This window comes from Enterococcus sp. OL5 (genome assembly GCF_006491895.1).
Lineage (GTDB): Bacteria > Bacillota > Bacilli > Lactobacillales > Enterococcaceae > Enterococcus_D > Enterococcus_D innesii.
This window is the reverse complement of sequence record NZ_VHIL01000011.1, coordinates 1-15,724: the sequence shown is the minus strand read 5'-3', so window position 1 is coordinate 15,724 and position 15,724 is coordinate 1. Positions and strand designations below refer to the sequence as shown.

Annotated in this window: 27 protein-coding genes and 1 pseudogene; 22 read left to right on the top strand and 6 right to left on the bottom strand. The window is 35.6% G+C overall.

The features are described from left to right. Position 1: 1 nt before the first annotated feature. A complete protein-coding gene (locus FJU10_RS12705) occupies positions 2 to 364 on the bottom strand; it encodes a helix-turn-helix domain-containing protein (RefSeq protein WP_140966096.1) in 363 nt (120 codons plus the stop codon). Positions 365 to 642: 278 nt separating this feature from the next. Here FJU10_RS12705 and FJU10_RS12700 point away from each other — a divergent pair, with 278 nt between their 5' ends. Further along, positions 643 to 831 carry a hypothetical protein gene (locus FJU10_RS12700; RefSeq protein WP_140966095.1) on the top strand — a complete coding sequence of 63 codons (189 nt, stop codon included), beginning with the start codon at positions 643 to 645 and terminating at the stop codon, positions 829 to 831. A 15-nt stretch (positions 832 to 846) separates the two neighbouring features. Next, positions 847 to 1,179: a DUF771 domain-containing protein gene (locus FJU10_RS12695; protein WP_140966094.1), complete on the top strand. Its 333-nt coding sequence runs from the start codon at positions 847 to 849 to the stop codon at positions 1,177 to 1,179. 342 nt (positions 1,180 to 1,521) lie between these two features. Here the strand turns inward: FJU10_RS12695 and FJU10_RS12685 are convergent, their stop codons facing one another. Then, complete coding sequence (locus tag FJU10_RS12685) at positions 1,522 to 1,746, bottom strand: DUF2188 domain-containing protein (RefSeq protein ID WP_140966093.1); 225 nt, start codon at positions 1,744 to 1,746, stop codon at positions 1,522 to 1,524. 78 nt (positions 1,747 to 1,824) lie between these two features. On the opposite strand from FJU10_RS12685, the gene FJU10_RS12680 reads away from it, so the two are divergent. From FJU10_RS12680 to FJU10_RS19090, 12 genes and pseudogenes are all read left to right on the top strand, one after another. After that, a complete protein-coding gene (locus FJU10_RS12680; RefSeq protein WP_140966092.1) occupies positions 1,825 to 2,529 on the top strand; it encodes a Rha family transcriptional regulator in 705 nt (234 codons plus the stop codon). Beyond that, positions 2,529 to 2,717 (top strand): hypothetical protein, encoded by a 189-nt coding sequence (locus FJU10_RS12675; protein WP_140966091.1) that lies wholly within the window; start codon positions 2,529 to 2,531, stop codon positions 2,715 to 2,717. The genes FJU10_RS12680 and FJU10_RS12675 overlap by 1 nt, the downstream gene beginning before the upstream one ends. A 106-nt stretch (positions 2,718 to 2,823) precedes the next feature. Further along, the gene (locus FJU10_RS12670) at positions 2,824 to 3,471 is read left to right on the top strand and encodes a hypothetical protein (protein WP_140966090.1); all 648 of its coding nucleotides are present in this window, start codon (positions 2,824 to 2,826) and stop codon (positions 3,469 to 3,471) included. Between the two features lie 26 nt (positions 3,472 to 3,497). Then, entirely contained in the window at positions 3,498 to 3,686 is a 189-nt protein-coding gene (locus FJU10_RS12665; RefSeq protein WP_140966089.1) for a hypothetical protein, read from the top strand. After that, positions 3,683 to 4,384 carry an ERF family protein gene (locus FJU10_RS12660; protein ID WP_140966088.1) on the top strand — a complete coding sequence of 234 codons (702 nt, stop codon included), beginning with the start codon at positions 3,683 to 3,685 and terminating at the stop codon, positions 4,382 to 4,384. Before FJU10_RS12665 ends, FJU10_RS12660 begins: the two co-directional genes overlap by 4 nt. A 3-nt stretch (positions 4,385 to 4,387) precedes the next feature. Beyond that, positions 4,388 to 5,293 carry a DUF1351 domain-containing protein gene (locus FJU10_RS12655; protein ID WP_140966087.1) on the top strand — a complete coding sequence of 302 codons (906 nt, stop codon included), beginning with the start codon at positions 4,388 to 4,390 and terminating at the stop codon, positions 5,291 to 5,293. A 38-nt stretch (positions 5,294 to 5,331) separates the two neighbouring features. Then, a complete protein-coding gene (locus FJU10_RS12650; protein ID WP_223273063.1) occupies positions 5,332 to 6,003 on the top strand; it encodes a putative HNHc nuclease in 672 nt (223 codons plus the stop codon). Positions 6,004 to 6,007: 4 nt separating this feature from the next. Beyond that, positions 6,008 to 6,877 (top strand): helix-turn-helix domain-containing protein, encoded by an 870-nt coding sequence (locus FJU10_RS19415; RefSeq protein WP_223273062.1) that lies wholly within the window; start codon positions 6,008 to 6,010, stop codon positions 6,875 to 6,877. Next, complete coding sequence (locus FJU10_RS12640; protein WP_140966085.1) at positions 6,878 to 7,183, top strand: hypothetical protein; 306 nt, start codon at positions 6,878 to 6,880, stop codon at positions 7,181 to 7,183. Positions 7,184 to 7,225: 42 nt separating this feature from the next. Then, entirely contained in the window at positions 7,226 to 7,396 is a 171-nt protein-coding gene (locus tag FJU10_RS19095) for a hypothetical protein (RefSeq protein WP_167827182.1), read from the top strand. Positions 7,397 to 7,521: 125 nt separating this feature from the next. Next, positions 7,522 to 7,825 (top strand): annotated as a pseudogene (locus FJU10_RS12635) (MazG-like family protein). 44 nt (positions 7,826 to 7,869) lie between these two features. After that, complete coding sequence (locus FJU10_RS19090) at positions 7,870 to 8,031, top strand: hypothetical protein (protein ID WP_185079740.1); 162 nt, start codon at positions 7,870 to 7,872, stop codon at positions 8,029 to 8,031. Here FJU10_RS19090 and FJU10_RS12630 read toward each other — a convergent pair. Next, complete coding sequence (locus tag FJU10_RS12630) at positions 7,988 to 8,302, bottom strand: hypothetical protein (RefSeq protein ID WP_123836407.1); 315 nt, start codon at positions 8,300 to 8,302, stop codon at positions 7,988 to 7,990. The two genes, FJU10_RS19090 and FJU10_RS12630, sit on opposite strands and share 44 nt — an antisense overlap. Before the next feature lie 126 nt (positions 8,303 to 8,428). Between FJU10_RS12630 and FJU10_RS12625 the strand changes: the two genes are divergently transcribed. Together FJU10_RS12625 and FJU10_RS12620 are read left to right on the top strand one after the other, a co-directional pair. After that, positions 8,429 to 8,614 carry a helix-turn-helix domain-containing protein gene (locus tag FJU10_RS12625; RefSeq protein ID WP_140966084.1) on the top strand — a complete coding sequence of 62 codons (186 nt, stop codon included), beginning with the start codon at positions 8,429 to 8,431 and terminating at the stop codon, positions 8,612 to 8,614. 40 nt (positions 8,615 to 8,654) lie between these two features. After that, entirely contained in the window at positions 8,655 to 8,888 is a 234-nt protein-coding gene (locus FJU10_RS12620) for a hypothetical protein (RefSeq protein WP_140966083.1), read from the top strand. 255 nt (positions 8,889 to 9,143) lie between these two features. On the opposite strand, the gene FJU10_RS12615 is transcribed toward FJU10_RS12620, so the two are convergent. Together FJU10_RS12615 and FJU10_RS12610 are read right to left on the bottom strand one after the other, a co-directional pair. Next, complete coding sequence (locus FJU10_RS12615; protein ID WP_140966082.1) at positions 9,144 to 9,656, bottom strand: hypothetical protein; 513 nt, start codon at positions 9,654 to 9,656, stop codon at positions 9,144 to 9,146. A 358-nt stretch (positions 9,657 to 10,014) separates the two neighbouring features. Beyond that, positions 10,015 to 10,275, bottom strand: coding sequence for a hypothetical protein (locus FJU10_RS12610; protein ID WP_140966081.1), 261 nt, complete (start codon positions 10,273 to 10,275; stop codon positions 10,015 to 10,017). Positions 10,276 to 10,319: 44 nt separating this feature from the next. Here FJU10_RS12610 and FJU10_RS12605 point away from each other — a divergent pair, with 44 nt between their 5' ends. From FJU10_RS12605 to FJU10_RS12590, 6 genes are all read left to right on the top strand, one after another. Further along, on the top strand, positions 10,320 to 10,829 hold the full coding sequence (locus FJU10_RS12605) for a hypothetical protein (protein ID WP_140966080.1): 510 nt from the start codon (positions 10,320 to 10,322) through the stop codon (positions 10,827 to 10,829). A 153-nt stretch (positions 10,830 to 10,982) separates the two neighbouring features. Continuing rightward, positions 10,983 to 11,492, top strand: a complete 510-nt coding sequence (locus FJU10_RS12600; RefSeq protein ID WP_140966079.1) for a hypothetical protein — start codon at positions 10,983 to 10,985, stop codon at positions 11,490 to 11,492. 415 nt (positions 11,493 to 11,907) lie between these two features. Beyond that, entirely contained in the window at positions 11,908 to 13,104 is a 1,197-nt protein-coding gene (locus tag FJU10_RS12595) for an IS110 family transposase (RefSeq protein WP_140966078.1), read from the top strand. 238 nt (positions 13,105 to 13,342) lie between these two features. Further along, positions 13,343 to 13,480 carry a hypothetical protein gene (locus FJU10_RS19085; protein ID WP_189372320.1) on the top strand — a complete coding sequence of 46 codons (138 nt, stop codon included), beginning with the start codon at positions 13,343 to 13,345 and terminating at the stop codon, positions 13,478 to 13,480. After that, a complete protein-coding gene (locus FJU10_RS19080; protein ID WP_189372318.1) occupies positions 13,440 to 13,595 on the top strand; it encodes a hypothetical protein in 156 nt (51 codons plus the stop codon). The genes FJU10_RS19085 and FJU10_RS19080 overlap by 41 nt, the downstream gene beginning before the upstream one ends. A gap of 67 nt (positions 13,596 to 13,662) precedes the next feature. Then, complete coding sequence (locus tag FJU10_RS12590; RefSeq protein WP_140966077.1) at positions 13,663 to 14,133, top strand: hypothetical protein; 471 nt, start codon at positions 13,663 to 13,665, stop codon at positions 14,131 to 14,133. A gap of 425 nt (positions 14,134 to 14,558) precedes the next feature. Here the strand turns inward: FJU10_RS12590 and FJU10_RS12585 are convergent, their stop codons facing one another. After that, positions 14,559 to 15,506, bottom strand: coding sequence for a hypothetical protein (locus tag FJU10_RS12585; protein ID WP_140966076.1), 948 nt, complete (start codon positions 15,504 to 15,506; stop codon positions 14,559 to 14,561). Positions 15,507 to 15,724 lie beyond the last annotated feature (218 nt).

Genomic DNA, 15,724 nt, shown 5'->3' with positions numbered 1-15,724 from the left:
CCTACTTTTTATTTCTACGTGCTTTCTTCTCCAAAGCTTTTTGAATTAAAAATTCAGAATAGTTTTTTAGCTCTTCCTCGATCTCTTCCACTGTATCCGGATCCATGTTGGCTGTGTTTATTCGAAAAAGGGCAGCAACGTCGTCTTTTTTGTCTTTTTCCAAAGTTGGATTGTCTGTTCTGCCTAGAAGATAATCCGTAGATACACCAAAATAGTCAGCTAGTTCTTGCAGTTTTTTTGCACTCGGATTTGTTGTTCTTAATCTGTACAATGTGTTTTTGGAATATCCCATCTTTTCTTCGACATCATTTATAGATTGACCTTGTTTTTTAGCTAATAATTTTAATCGTTCAAATAGCGTCATATCAATATTCTCCTTAACGCTACATAAATAAATTAAAATATACGCATAAAATAACTTTACAAAATTACGCATATGTTTTAATATAGTTCATGTAAGCAAATTCGTTAGCAAAATAGAGGCAACTAAAAAGACCTAATCACCGTTCCCCAACGTAAAAATAGGTTTAAAGTGCTTATTTAGCTATGTTTAGATTTTAAAACATTTGCATAAAAATGTCAACGTGAATTAAAACAGCTAACGAATTTGCTAACAATTTAATCTACAAGGAGGTTTGAGAAATGCCTGATACAACAGATTTGCGTAAAAAGATTTTGGTTTTCAAAGAGAGAGAGAAACTTTCATATCAAACTATGGCTAATCTGATTCAAGAGAATAAATCAGAAGTATATCAAGCTGTGATAGGAACGCGTACCAATCCAAAATCAAATATCATTATTTCTAAGCTGCTACAAGCATATGGACTTTGATAGGAGGCGATCAGCATGCAGCAATTAGAAGCAGAGATTCTAGTTAAAATTCCAGTTCCTGAAGAAATGGTTCTAGTGAATAAAATTCGTTTGAAGGAACTCGAAGAAAACGAGTTTGCAGGAAAAATCTTTACTATGAAGGATTTTGCTGAACGAAGCAATCGATCGAGTAAATGGTTAAAGGATAACATCTTGAACAATCCTCAATTAGTAAAGAAATTAAATATAGAAAATGGCGGTTTCGTTTACTATCCACAATCTCAAAGTGATCGTTGGTTGTTCAACGCCAAAGGGCTCATCAAATTTATCGATGAAGAACTTGGAAAGTATCTGTGTGGGATTAAATGAAATACAACTTCGATCAAGAATTTTTGGTTGATACCATAGCCAAAAAGAAAGTTCACAACCTGCATGATACACAATCGCAAAAGCTTACAGTACGATTCTCAACGAGATTTCTTACTCGTAGAACTTAAAAGATATCAAAAATTACTTTTTTATGTCGGTTGAATCGGCAAAGGATATGAGGCGAGAGGAATGGAAGAAAAGATGAAAATAGATATTTTGAACGAGAAACAATATACCTGCTTAATAGTTGAAACAGAAGATTGTAAAAAATAGCAGAAGTTACATTGACGGATGCAACTTCTGCTGAAGTCTACAGTATTCGTTTAACACCGAGAAATAGAGTTAACCTTTTGGAGGGTGAGGATCATTTCCGTAGCTATCTTTAGCACGAATTTTACCATCAACACCATGAATAATAACTTCTGATTTTTGATTTATAGCAATATCTTTAGCGCGTTGCTGAGCTTCCTTTTGTGTAGAATGTATACTCGTCGCTTTTGAGTTGCCTTCACCTTTGACATTCCAAGTCCCGTCAGAGTTTCTAGTGACGTGTTGGTTTTTACCCATAAAACACACCCCCTTATCAATTATTTCAGCCGACCACTGACTGATAAGGAAATTATACAACAGAAAGGAAATTAAAAAATGACAAATTTAGTAATTATGAAAGATCAGCAAGCAGTAACAAGTAGTTTACAAGTTGCAGAAGTCTTCGGAAAGAAACATCAGCACGTATTAAGAGACCTGTTGAATTTAAAAGAGGGTGTCCAAAATTGGACAGACTTATTTTTTGAAGATAATTACGTCCATCCGCAAAATAAACAAACTTATCCGCAAATTATCATGAATCGAGACGGCTTCACATTGCTGGCTATGGGATTCACAGGGAAGTCTGCATTGCAATTCAAGCTTAAATACATTGAAGCATTCAACCAAATGGAAAAAATACTAAAAGCCCCAATAGATAATACAGAATTGCTATTAGAAACAGCTCTGAAACACCAGCGTAGTCTAGTGGTAGTTAATGAACGTCTAGATCAACTCGAAACAGAAACAACGATTAATTCGAGCCAACGTCGAAAGATAAGTGGAGCCGTAACTGCTACTGTAGTAAAAGTATTGGGTGGTAAAAAATCAAATGCTTATCATGATTCAAGTATTCGACCTACTGCATTCAGTCAGTGTTATCGAGAAGTGCGGGAACTGTATGACGTTGCATCTTATATGGATATTCCAAAGATCAAATATGAAGAAGCTTTGTCTATTATTCCTAAGTGGAAACCAAGATTTGAATTACGGGCTAGGATCGATCATGCGAATGGATTAGGAAGTATTTGGGAGGAGTCATAATGAGAAAAATCTATTGGCTAAGACGCACTGCGTTTCTATTGACAGTATTCGCTATGGGGACGTTGATCGCCGGAGAACTGCCTAACTGGTTAAAAATTATGTATCCAACAGCCGTGATGATTTGGCTGATTGCATATGATGATGCGATCTTTGAGCACCGTTCTCGGAGGTGGAAAGAAAATGACTAAATTAGAAATTTTAGACTTATTTTACCGGACGATTGATTGGAAGGAATGTTATTACGAAGCGGAAGCATTGATGGAGGTTAGGACCAACTAAAGGAAGGTGAGACTGATGAAGAATCGGAAATGGACAGACCAAGAGATCCTTTTGTTAAAAAATAAAGTGACATTCAATGAACAAGGACTGACAAATAATGCTTTAGAACTTTCTATTTTGTTCGGAAGAGAAGTTGGTGCAATCTATCGTAGAGTATACAGACTTAGAAAAGAAGGAGAATTACCTGATATTTACTATGACGATCCGATTTACCCTTTTAGAAAGAACTATACAAGTCGTGAGGATAGATTCATTGCGAATGCGTTTAAATCAGGGACTCCTGTCAGAGGGATTGCAGAGGTGTTAGACAGAAGTGAAGGATCCGTCTACGCCAGAATCGTTAAATTGCGCGATCTAAAAATTATTGACTATCGGCGCAAGAATTGGTCGGAGAATGAGTGTAAGTTACTAGTAGCCCACAGCAAATTTGATCAATTTGGTTATCTTGCAAATGTAAATGAGCTGATGCGTTTAACCGGTAGATCAAGATGTGCAGTTTTCAAAAAAATTGAACTGATGAGAAAAACTGGGGAAATTCAAGTTTTACCTGATCGATCACATACTAATCAAGCATCAAGAGCTATTTCTAACTACTATTATCAACTACATGTATGTACAAAAAAAGAGCCTACACCAGTTCCCGCTAGTGTAGACCAAATGTAAACATTATTAGTTAAGGAGATTATACTATGAATTCATTTGACAGTCTAGGGGCAAGGCAATTGTCACCAGATGAAAATGACCCTATTGCATTTGATTGGAAAGGTGATCCCCTGTTTACAGGGGAAATGGTTTATTCCATTGATGATCAATTTGTACATGAAGATGACTTACTGCGCTATACACAAGAAAAATTAGGAAAGCCGGTGCCGTTATGACTACAGAAAAATGTACGATCCAGCAGAAATTGATCCAGATCCAATCAGAATTAAAAGTGCCAAAAAACAATTTTAGTGAATACGGTGGCTATAACTTCCGGAATGCCGAAGATATTTTGAAAGCTGTCAAAAAGCATAATCTGGAACACGGGCTTTTATTGACCCTCACAGACGTCCCTTTATTTATTGAAGGTCGCTTTTATATCCGATCGACCGCAACCCTTAGCGATGGGGAAGAAGCCATCTGCATTGATGCTTATGCCCGAGAAGCAGAGTCAAAATCCAAAATGGATGATAGTCAACTCACTGGTTCTGCTTCTTCTTATGCGCGTAAATACGCCTTACAAGGGCTTTACCTTGTGGATGATGGAATCGATCCAGATTCGTTAAACAAGGACGAAGAAGAACCGGAGAAGTCCGAACAAGAAGTATTCTTCGATTACTTTAAGCATTATGCCAACGGCGTTGCAAAATTGACCAATAGGCCGTATGAAGAAATAGAGGCAAATGTCTTAGGTGTCAATACCTTTGCCCGATTAGATGATGTGACCCCTGACATGTATGCACAGGTAATCGGCACTGTCAAAGCAATGGGCAAAAGAGCTGAATTGCAGTTAAAAGAGAATGTAACAGCTGCAAAAGTGACTGAGAAACCAACTTCGGCACCACAAACGACAAACTTTACATGGGGGAAATGATAAATGAATGAATTAATCAAATCTGATACAAAGATTCAGATTGATTTCAAACCAAGTGCGATTGAAATCAAAAATGAAGCTGAGTTAACTGAACTCGTTACTAATACTGTTAAACATTACAAAAGCCTTGTTTTTTCCGAGGGAGATATCGAAGGTGCAAAACAGGCACAAAAATCTTTGACAGACAAAATCAAGCTTCTTGAAACAAAACGCAAAGAAATAAAGAGCAAATACTCAGCGCCCTTAGAATCTTTTGAAAAGAAAATTAAGGGATATGTCAACCAAATGGGAGAAGCCAAAGAGGGCATTTCCGAAAGTCTCAAAAAATTCGAATCAACGGAACGAGATGCACGGCTTGAAAAGGTGCAAGCAAAAATCAATGAATTGTGTGCCATTGTTGGAGTTGATCCAAGTGATATTCAAATCCTTGATAAATGGACAAATAAAGGAGCTTTTACAACAACTAAAGGCGAGCTGAAAAAAGCAATAATCGAAGAAATTACAGGGATAATCAACGGAATTGTTGAGAAGCGCCAACAAGCAGCTGTCAATAAGCGAATTGTAGAAGGATATGCGAAAGCAGCTCATTTAGATCCTGTTTCATGGATAATTCTCCTTGATCAGGGACTTACTGTTGATGACATCATGTCGAAAATTGACCAAGTGGTCGCAGAACAAAAAGCTCGTCTTACCAAAGCAGAAGAAGTCGTTCAAGTAGTCAAACAAAAAGAGCACGTTCCCGCGGTGCCAATTGATCAGGAAACAGGTGAAATCCAAATTGAAGAAAAAGAAACTTCGAGTACCGAAAAGGTCGTAACTTTAAAACTAAAAGGAACCGACGATCAATTCTTTTTGTTAAATAAAACAATTGTCAAATTAGGAATTGAAGTCGTCAATGTGAGCGAATAATGCTAGGCAAGGTCATTTATCACGAAGGTAATCGATTAATGATTGAGTTTGAAGAGGAAATCAACCCAGAGTTTTTGAAGTTACTTGCACGAGACAAAGAAAATCTGACGGATGTGAAGTTGATTGATAATGAGCCAAAGTCTGCAAAACAAAACGCTTTGGCTCATGCATTGATCAAAGATATCTCAAAGCATCAGGAATTGCCATTACACAAGGCAAAACAAATGATGAAAGACTTGTACAAAGAAGGTCAGGGCATTGAATTTAGCCATGCCGAAGCATCTATGACGGAAATGAACACTTGGGTCGAGTTCCTGATTGAACATGTCCTAAGCGAAGGGATTTCTCTTCCTAAACGATATAGCTATTTATTAGAGTATGAGAAATTCTTTTATTATTGCTGCAAGTACCGCAGGTGCTGCATATGTGGGAAGCCACATGCTCAGATTCACCACGTGAAAGCAGTGGGGAAACGAAACAGGAATAAGGTCGATCACCGGTTGTTTCCTTTCGCAAGCTTGTGCTGGGTGCATCACAACATCGCTCATACGATTGGAGAGAACCAATTACTAAATGATTTTGTGATTACTCCAGTTTACCTAGATAAAGAAACATTGATCAAGATTGGGATAATGTCCAACGCTCAAATTATCAGTTTTGATCAAAAATATGAAGATGAAGAATTATTTAAGAAAGTACTTAAGGAGTGATTGTGTGACAAGCCATAGAGGATATTTTGCCGTCATTCCATCTAACGTTCGTTATGATCAGCGGTTAAAAGCCAATACGAAGCTACTTTACGGTGAAATAACAGCTTTGTGTAATGAAAAAGGATTCTGTTGGGCAACGAATGAGTACTTTGCTGATCTATATGGGGTTAGCAAAGAAACAATCAGTAGGTGGATCAGTCAATTAATAAAGTTTGGGTATCTGAATAGGGAGATAGTTTTTAAAGATGGTACAAGAGAAATAAGCCATAGATATCTACGAATAAATCACCCCCCTATTGACGAAAATATCAATAGGTACCCTCAAAAAGATCAAGACCCTATTGATCAAAATGTCAATACCCCTATTGACGAAAAAGTCAAAGATAATAATACATCTATTAATAATACATTTAATAATACAAATAAAGAAGAAGTTGAAACTTCTCCTGTGAAGTATTCTACCGAACACTTCACGCTTGCTTCGAAGCTTAAAAATAATTTGATTAATGATTTTCCAAAAGAAATGAAAAAAGCCAACTTGGAAAAATGGGCAGATGTTATCCGCCTTATGGAGGAAAAGGATGATCGTACTATCAAACAAATTGAGTATGTGATCAATTGGCTTCCTTCAAGTGAGTTTTGGTTTGGCAATATCAGAAGCGCTAAAAAGCTGAGAGAAAAATTTGACAGTCTCAAGTTTGAGATAAAAAAAGAAACAAGTAACCAAAAGCGAATGAATAAAGCTTTTATTCGAGAAGAAACATTGCCTGAAAGGTTTGTTAATTCTGAACCGGAGCCTGAAATTGCCCCAGAACGCCAAGCGGAAATAAATGCTAAGGTCCAAGCTTATCTAAACAAAAAGGGAGGCGGTTAGATGGATAAAGAAAAAAGTCTTGAAAAAAAGATTCGCCGGCAGCGGATGGTGTACCTTGCAGAAAAAGTCGATCTCGAAAAAGACCTGGAGGCCAAAAAGGAATGGGAAAAGCTTCGGGAGGATCTCTATGAAGGTGTAAATCCTGAAAAACGTTTAGTTGAGGTTCTCTATAAAGGGGATGTCATTTTTACAGGGAATAAGAAAACCGTTAGTGAGAAATGTAAGAAGTCCAAAGTCACTATTAAAAATTTAATCCAAAGCGGGTCCCCTGATAAACAAGGAAGAATATACCGGTGGAAGGAGTAACCTTCAAGGTGTCCCACCATTTCACAGGAGGTGTCCCACCTATTGGCTACGAAGAAAAAAAGACCCAGATACGCTATGGATGATGCAACCATCGAAAAGTTTCAGTGGTTGTGTGTGCAGCATCAAAAGCGGTCGGGCAAGAAATTATATCCCAAAGATACATTGAAAGAGTTGATCGACCACGAATATGAAATTCGAAAGAGTTTTGGCTAAAGGTGGAAATTAATACCTGCTAAATTTGATTTCGAAACAATATATAGTAGGCGAAAATACGTTCCCGCAATATATTGTGCATAACTTTGTGGATATGTGCATAACTTAAATTTGGAGGAAATAACATGGATGTATTAGTTGAATTAGTAGAAAAGTGGGCAAAAAAATAGGGGGCTTGATCAGGCAGAATCTAGCAAACAAATGCTGAAAGTTGTCGAAGAAATTGGTGAAGTTGCGGCTGCATTAGCTAGAAAAGACCAAGATGCATTACGTGATGGCATCGGAGATGTTTCAGTGACCATAATTATTTTAGCTTTGCAAAACGACATGGATTTATACGAGTGCTTGAATTTCGCTTACGACGAAATCAAAGGACGGACTGGAAAGATGGTCAATGGTGTTTTCGTTAAGTCCAGTGACCTGAAATAATTCAGGAAGCGGAAGAGAAAGGTAATCAAAAAAGGAGGATTATTATGGATAAATTATTTATACCAGTTGAAATAACAAATATGGAAGAATTAAAAAAACTGATCAATCGGGCCGGATACCAAATTGATCAGTTAAAAGATACTTTAGAGAAAATCGAAAAATTTAAAGCCCAAGCTGTTTTTTTGTCCAAAGACCAGCAGCTTTAGACTTCATAGAGTTCCAAGAATCAAAACTTGAGTTTTCTTTTATGAAAGAATCTAATTCATTTTCGTCAATTGATTCCATGTTAGAAAAATCAAAACCTGACTTTTCAACAAATTCATCAATGTTAGAAAAGTTAGTATAAGACTGCATAAAACCATCATGAAATAATTCGTTAAAAGGAACAGAATGACTACCATTAACAGAATCTGCTTTCTTTTCTAAATTTTTGAGGTTTCTTTGCAGTTCTTTTAAACCTTTAATTTTAACACCCATGTATATTTCTCCTTTCATTATAGATTTGAATAATACATTGGCAGACGCATTATTCAATTTCAATTGTATACGATATATACGGGGAACGCAATACGAACAACACTATATGTAGTGGGAGGTATGGGCATGTGGAAAAAAATAGAAATCGAAATGAAAAAAGCAAACCTTAATCAACAGCAACTTGCTAAAAAAATTGGCATTCATTCAGGTACAATATCTGATTTGAAAAAAGGACGAATAAAGAAACCAAGCTTTGAGCTTATCAAAAAAATTGCAGATGCTTTAGATGTTAGTATGGACAGGTTTAGATAGGTTTCCATTAACGGAAGAGATAACGGAATGGGTGAGATTTATGAAACATGTTTGGATTTTGATTTCTACACCAACAGGAGACGATCCAAGTCCCGCCATTTTTTCTAGCAGAAAAAAAGTTGAAAAGGCTTTTTGGGATCAAGTTAAATATGACCAAAGAGCAGGACTCAAAACAGAGACCACGGCAGATAATCAGAATTTGTCATGTGTATCTACAATCGAAAAAACAGGGGATCAAATGGTTCATGATGTTAAAAGGGTTAAAGTATATTAGCGACAGAGATTATGGAATAGGAGGAAGTTACAGATGAATATATCTGAAATGATGCGTTTGTCAAAGCAATTAGATAACCTTATGGGAAATAACTATCGAAAAGGTAGAGTTATCAGATGTTCTAAGTGTAATCTTGTTGGCCGAATGCGAAAGGTAGAAGATTCATATGTTTGCATTCAATGTTTTAAAAAAGATAATAGATAATTCCACTATCCACCAATATAACGGAAAAAGAACTTATGTTTATATAGGTTCTTAATATGGCGGATAAAATTTGAGTTTAGACTTGATAATTTTTTCTTTGTAATTTTTTGATTTTCTAAGTTTAAATTTGTTGTCTAAGGACCATTCAATACCCCGAGCGTCTGTAAAAAATAATACAACTACTTCATGTTTACCACCCATTGAATGACCACGGTCTTGCATTAGAGTCTTGGTTTCCGAAGGGTAACATAATTCTAAGAACCTTATATCATTATAAGTTTCAAGCTGTTTTTCAAGAGAAGGGCCTGATTGATTCAAAACTGTAATGACAAAAACATTATGTATAGGTAGTTTCGATTCATTATGAACTTTCACAAGAAGACCCTCTTTACCAGATTTGCTTGAAGCATATATTTTAGATGCTTGATCTTTTAATAAAAGTACTCTTCTTTCTCTTAGTTCCTTTGCCGAGAAGTAGAGTGCGAAAATAACAGATCCTAGCGTACCTATAGCCGTAATTGAGTTAAGAATGATTTGATACGTGTCAGAGAAAAAAAAGTTCATCAGGATCACCTCATTTATATGATATTTTTATAATACCATATTAAAGGAAGCAAAATAGTAATTTTATATAAGTGTGCAATTCCGCAATCGTCAGCGATAAAGGAATAACCATAAAAAAACCAGTACCATTGGAGCAGAGGTACTGGAAAGGCTACGTTTAAAATTGATTGGGCCTCAATACTTATGATTAGGAGTGTGCCTTTTTTAAAATATTACTTTAATTAATCTTTTTGAGCAAATAAAAAGCCAACAACCAATCGATTGCTGGCAATGCCATTAAACTTGAAAGGGTTAGTTAAAAGAATATAAAGGCATTATAAATATTCTAAAGCAAAAGTTGGAGGTAAGTCAAGACCTGCTAGGAGTCTTCTTTGCGAACAATATGAATACCGTTATCAGAAAGTTGTTCGCTAATACTATGGAATAATCTAAAATTGAATTCCATATCAAGACAACGGAAGAACTCGTCTTGATATTCACTAATAATATCGGACGCGATTTTTAAGAAGTCGTTTGGATCGTCTGTCAGTTCAAGCTCTACTGGAAGACACTCCAAATCATTTAAAACGTATTCCATAGAAGATTTCATAGCAGCACGTGCATCAAAAGTAATTTTCATACGATCGCCTCCTATGGCGATTATATCATGGACGGAGGGATAAGATGAACAGAAATTATGTCACTAGAAACCTTAGTGATCTTGTGCGTAAGAAACTGACCAATAACTGCAACTTTTGGGCAGAAGAAGTTGAATTGGATTTCGGAAAAGCAAGAATAGATTTTGTGGGATTCAAGCCGTTTAACATCATGCAAAACGGAATGAACGCGGCGGCCATTGACAAAGGTACGTTCAGCTTCTACGAAGTGAAGTCTTGTATGGCCGATTTCAATTCGGGTCACGGAAAAACATTTCTAGGTGATGAAAATTATCTAGTATGCGAAAGAAGTTTGGCAGAAGAACTATACCAAAAGGGTTTATTACCAAGTAGTGTAAAAGTGTTAGTTCCGAACAAATCCGAAACGGGATTGATTGTGGCTTTCGATACTTCGAACAGTTTTGGAACGTGGTCAAGGCGGACGAAATCATCGAGTGAGCTATTGTGGAACATGATCAATGCTAGGATTAGTAACAAAGTAGAATTGGTCGTCAGCGATAACGGAATAGAGGATTGATTTTTAAAAAGGAATGAAATCAAAAATTTCTGAAAAATGAACTTAAAAGCATACCAGCAAGAATACCCAATAAAAATATAATAATGTTTTTCAGTTTTTTATTTTTCATCCAATCGCCTCCTATGGCGATTAAATCATGGATGGAGGGATAAGATGTTCGGATTAAAAAAGAAGAAAAAAGAATATGATTTAGCAGATCAAATTCCGGTTGATAATCTGAAAAAATATGTGGTCCAAGGATACGAGAAAGAGAAGTCTTTGGAATTAAAAATTGAAAAGAAAGATTCTGAAATTGAAAAACTTCAAAATGATCTGCAGCAATTTGAGGCATTGAAAGTCGTACTGGAGAACAAAGAGAAAACAATTGCGGATTTGAATGGGAGGCTATACAGTATCGATCGTTATAAATTACGGATAGAAGATCTAGAATCAAAAAATAATACGCTGAGGATCGAAAAAAAGCAGTTAGCTGATGAAGTAAACGAGCTGAAAAGACAAGAAAAGCTAATCACTGAAAAAATATCGGATCAGGTTTCTAAAGAAATTTCGGCTGCAATTAAATTGAATCTGAAAAAGAAGGTCTTGGGAATCAAGGGGAATCTTAGCAAAGGGCAGGTCATTAATTTGATTGATACAATCCACCAGATTGAACAGGAGGGATAATGTGATATTCAAATTATTTGACATGGCACAGGTCTGGCTAGTATGCCGATTTGTTCAATCACGGTTGAAAGTTAATCAATATACAGTACTAGCTCTTGTATCTATAATGCTAACGATCGCAAGCTTGAGTTGGCTATCCTTGTATATTTAAAGTACTCAATTAATCAGTTGATCTATTCTAATCAGCTGTTATCTTTTCTATAATTGAGCTAGACGCTGTGGACCAGTATGTTATCCACCAGATTCCACTGGAATACTGTTTTGTATAGGCTCTGGCCACAGCTCTTTGTCTAATTGGTAATAAGTTTGTTAGCGCATGACATACGTTCGTGACGCTTGATTGATCACAAGGTTACATAGGCAAAGAGTAAGTGGAACACAGCGTAATTTTAAAATAAGTAGGAGTGGTGATCTTATGCTATATGTTGGAATTGATGTCGCAAAGAATAAACACGATTTGGCGGTAATTGATACTGCAGGAACGATCTTCATTCGTCATCTTCAGATTAAAAATAATCGTGAAGGTTTTACAAAGCTTCAGATGACGCTAGCTAATCTACAAGAAACAACAGGTGAAGAGATTCAGGTTGCGCTAGAAGATACCGGTCATTATTGTTTTAATCTTTTGCATTTTCTTCGGACACAGGGCTATCCAACATTCAGCTATAATCCATTCTTAATTAAAGAGTTTGCGAAAAATCAAAGTTTACGAAAAACAAAGACGGACAAGAAGGATGCAATGACAATTGCTCGTAAACTAAGGGAAGATTTGGATAAGCAAATTTTTGATACCCAATCAAACATGATTGAACTGAAATACGCAACACGTCATGTTGCTCGAATTAAAGATGATTGCACTAGAAAGAAAATTAATTACACGCGCATTTTGGATATTTTATTTCCTGAACTAGCCGTATTTTTAGGGGCTTCTGCTGCTAAACACCAAGTATATGTGTATGAGCTATTAAGAGAATATCCATCTACTAAAAAAATGGGTAATGCCCACTTAACTAAGTTAACCAACCTTATATCAAAATATTCAAGAGGAAGGTTAGGCAAAGAACAGGCTGTGGAACTTAGACGCTTGGCTCAAACGTCAATTGGTCAGGAATCACCAGCACTAGAGTTTGAACTGATTCAAACTATTGAAGCTATTCAGTACTTTACAAAAATGCGTTCAAAAGCCGAAGAAGAAGTAACACGTTTAATGAGTGAAATTGATTCCCCTATTATAACGATACCAGGCATTGGGACCGGATTAGGGAGTGTCATTCTAGCCGAGATTCGTGACATTAAAAATTTTCGATCGCCGAATCAATTACTTGCTTATGCCGGTGCAGAGCCGTCAATATCCACTTCAGGCATGAATCAATTAGAGTCTGGGAAAATGGTTAAGCGTGGATCTTCACATCTACGTTGGGCATTGTATGAAGGAGCGAGGTTAATGTCAATATGGTCACCGTCTATGCGTGTCTACTTTGGGAAAAAATTAGACGAGGGTAAGCACTACAATGTTGCACTCAGCCACGTAGTGAGGAAATTGGTACGAATTCTTTTCCAACTATTAAGAAGTAACGAAGATTATGACGAACAGAAAATGGTTGTCAATTAACTATTTTTAAAATTACCTATTAATGTAGCTTATTTGACATGCTTACATTTATAAGGGATTTACGTTATTTAAAAAAATGAATTCGTGGTTGACTCAATATAGTTTGTCTATACAATTGTAGACCAACAGGAACAAATTGAACAGTTACATGAACAACTGCAGGATGAGCAAATTAAGTACAAGATTATTATCAATGATCCTCTAGTACGAGATGCTATGGAAGCAGGGGGGATAAATGATGGACTTTGCAGTGTTAGTAGCCGTGGCACTTTTTGCGGCAGTATTCGCAAGTGTAATTTTCGGTAAAGAATTAGATGAAAAGGAGAAGCAAGCCATTGCCAAAGAAAAAATCGAAAGTAAAAAAGAAGAAGCGTAAGTTGCTAGAAAAAGCCAAGGCGAACGGAACCATAAATAAAAAATCTCTTGGTAAGACATTGAAGAGTTTGATCATTGATGAAGAACATCAACATGGCTCACATTTTGATAAATAAAAAAAGCCACTACCTTTTGGGTAAGTGACCTGTGACAAGACTATTTTACCATAAAGGGGTGGCGTTTGTGAGATTTCAATGGCTTAAAAACTACCAAGACTTAGAAGAACAAATACTCTTCATGAAATGGAATCTTAACAAGAGTAGGTTGGAATTAGATCGATGGGTCAACGGTGATTTAGCAAACGTGCGCCTTGAAAAGAATTCAAGATCATCATCGTTGGAAGAAAATATCAGGATTATAGAGAATGAGTTAGAGCTGCTTGAAAAAGAAAAAGTTGAACTGATGGAATTAATCGATTCTTTCAGCGGAGCAGACAATCAGATTGTAAAATTAAAATATATTGATGACATGGATGTTTATGATATAGCAGATGCTACAGGTTACAGCGTGTCTTATATAAGAAAGCGGCATACTGAGATTCGAAAGACGTTGTCGTTTGTTGATGAGCATGAGGCAAGGCGAGAGGACCGCTTAAAGAAGCAAGAAGAAATTGATTATTATGCAGCAGACCAGAATCAGTTGCGCTTGTTTTGACATTGTCACAAAATGCGACCTCAAAGCCTGTGTATATTTCTTGATTTAAACGGGTTATAGTAATAGCGTAGAAGAGACGGAGAGCTGGTTTTGGACTACTCACAACAATCCATAAATCGAAAGGGGGCATAGTCCCCTCGTCGCTTATTCTTCTTAACTTGACTAGAAAGACAGCACAATTTTTTGAAAGAGGTGAGTGATCTTATTTCAAAATTTGCTAGTGCTGTCTTTTTTTGGAGGTTATTATTAATGAAAACTTATAGATATATTTCTTTTTCTAACAAGTATCCACAGCCAAATAAAGTAAATCCTGTTAGATCAGTAATATCTGTGGTGATTAAAGAAAACTTTTCTATTATTACAATGAACCGTAGTGCAACTACTGAAGAAATGAGACTGTTCATATTAAAGAAGACTTGAGATAATTACAAATTTGACATTTTAACAGCATAAACATTTTTTCTTAAATATTGATAGAAATTACTCTGTGTTAAGATAGTTACACGCGAAAGTAATCCATCAAGTATATCGTCTTTTTTGACAGAATTAAATTTAAGAGCCATACCTGTCGTAGACAAGTCGCTTCGATCAAACACATATACTTTATCACTTGACTGTTTTTGATAAATTAAAAGATTATTTGTTATCTTTTCTATACGTTCGGTCCTATCCGTATATTTATAGTCAGTCTCAATATCTGATTTAAAAATAAGTTTGTAATTAATCTCCATCTCTTTAAAACCAAACTGTTCCTCTAGATGTATTTCTGATAATTGTTCTAATAATTTAAAAGTAAGTGAATCCGATGGGGTAAATTGATCATAGAATTTTCTTGTAAATTCACTAACTTTAACATCTCGAATTGAAAAAACTTGTTTTGAAAAAAATCCGATAAATATTGATGAGTTTATTGAAAAATTATATTCATTTCTCAGATCATTAAAAGTAAATGTAATTTTACCTATTGAAAAGTCTTTTATCTTTATTTCGGGAAAGTGCAATACGTTGAAAACAGCCATAAAGGTGTTTAAAAAGGATTCAACTTGTATTTTAGGTGCAATTGAAAACGAAATTAGACCGTTATGTTTTTCGATTAACTCTATGATTTGACTTGCTGAATCTGGTTGGATTCTTTCTATGTCTCTTTTAAGATCAATTGAACAACTCCAAATCTCTTTTGAAGACTTATCATTAAAATTCATAATTTGATTCTTAACTTCAGAATAATTGAATAAATGTTCTTTAAACTTATTCTGATCCAATTGTTTACTTTTACCACTTAGATAGTTATTGAGTATTTTAACAAGCCTTTTTCTTATGCTAATAAAAGAATCACTTAAAACAAGTGGTAAAATATATTTCGATTGGGCCAAGTAAGTTGAATCATTAAACAAAATATCTTTTAATTATCGGATATTCGATTTGCAAATCTTCATAGAGTGCTGCAGACTTTAGGTTTTTAAGATATGTTTAGAGATACTACCTATTTCATCACCTAAAATTTTTTACGCATTCTCCACCTATGTTAATTGTTCTTTTGATAATTTGTTCACAATGTAATATTCATGTTTATTAATTGTTTTACATAAAG

Bases quoted from the DNA above. Each gene is read 5' to 3' on its own strand.
- FJU10_RS12705 (WP_140966096.1), bottom strand. From the start codon at position 364: ATGACGCTATTTGAACGATTAAAATTATTAGCTAAAAAACAAGGTCAA.
- FJU10_RS12700 (WP_140966095.1), top strand. From the start codon at position 643: ATGCCTGATACAACAGATTTGCGTAAAAAGATTTTGGTTTTCAAAGAG.
- FJU10_RS12695 (WP_140966094.1), top strand. From the start codon at position 847: ATGCAGCAATTAGAAGCAGAGATTCTAGTTAAAATTCCAGTTCCTGAA.
- FJU10_RS12685 (WP_140966093.1), bottom strand. From the start codon at position 1,746: ATGGGTAAAAACCAACACGTCACTAGAAACTCTGACGGGACTTGGAAT.
- FJU10_RS12680 (WP_140966092.1), top strand. From the start codon at position 1,825: ATGACAAATTTAGTAATTATGAAAGATCAGCAAGCAGTAACAAGTAGT.
- FJU10_RS12675 (WP_140966091.1), top strand. From the start codon at position 2,529: ATGAGAAAAATCTATTGGCTAAGACGCACTGCGTTTCTATTGACAGTA.
- FJU10_RS12670 (WP_140966090.1), top strand. From the start codon at position 2,824: ATGAAGAATCGGAAATGGACAGACCAAGAGATCCTTTTGTTAAAAAAT.
- FJU10_RS12665 (WP_140966089.1), top strand. From the start codon at position 3,498: ATGAATTCATTTGACAGTCTAGGGGCAAGGCAATTGTCACCAGATGAA.
- FJU10_RS12660 (WP_140966088.1), top strand. From the start codon at position 3,683: ATGACTACAGAAAAATGTACGATCCAGCAGAAATTGATCCAGATCCAA.
- FJU10_RS12655 (WP_140966087.1), top strand. From the start codon at position 4,388: ATGAATGAATTAATCAAATCTGATACAAAGATTCAGATTGATTTCAAA.
- FJU10_RS12650 (WP_223273063.1), top strand. From the start codon at position 5,332: ATGATTGAGTTTGAAGAGGAAATCAACCCAGAGTTTTTGAAGTTACTT.
- FJU10_RS12640 (WP_140966085.1), top strand. From the start codon at position 6,878: ATGGATAAAGAAAAAAGTCTTGAAAAAAAGATTCGCCGGCAGCGGATG.
- FJU10_RS19090 (WP_185079740.1), top strand. From the start codon at position 7,870: ATGGATAAATTATTTATACCAGTTGAAATAACAAATATGGAAGAATTA.
- FJU10_RS12630 (WP_123836407.1), bottom strand. From the start codon at position 8,302: ATGGGTGTTAAAATTAAAGGTTTAAAAGAACTGCAAAGAAACCTCAAA.
- FJU10_RS12625 (WP_140966084.1), top strand. From the start codon at position 8,429: ATGTGGAAAAAAATAGAAATCGAAATGAAAAAAGCAAACCTTAATCAA.
- FJU10_RS12620 (WP_140966083.1), top strand. From the start codon at position 8,655: ATGAAACATGTTTGGATTTTGATTTCTACACCAACAGGAGACGATCCA.
- FJU10_RS12615 (WP_140966082.1), bottom strand. From the start codon at position 9,656: ATGAACTTTTTTTTCTCTGACACGTATCAAATCATTCTTAACTCAATT.
- FJU10_RS12610 (WP_140966081.1), bottom strand. From the start codon at position 10,275: ATGAAAATTACTTTTGATGCACGTGCTGCTATGAAATCTTCTATGGAA.
- FJU10_RS12605 (WP_140966080.1), top strand. From the start codon at position 10,320: ATGAACAGAAATTATGTCACTAGAAACCTTAGTGATCTTGTGCGTAAG.
- FJU10_RS12600 (WP_140966079.1), top strand. From the start codon at position 10,983: ATGTTCGGATTAAAAAAGAAGAAAAAAGAATATGATTTAGCAGATCAA.
- FJU10_RS12595 (WP_140966078.1), top strand. From the start codon at position 11,908: ATGCTATATGTTGGAATTGATGTCGCAAAGAATAAACACGATTTGGCG.
- FJU10_RS19085 (WP_189372320.1), top strand. From the start codon at position 13,343: ATGGACTTTGCAGTGTTAGTAGCCGTGGCACTTTTTGCGGCAGTATTC.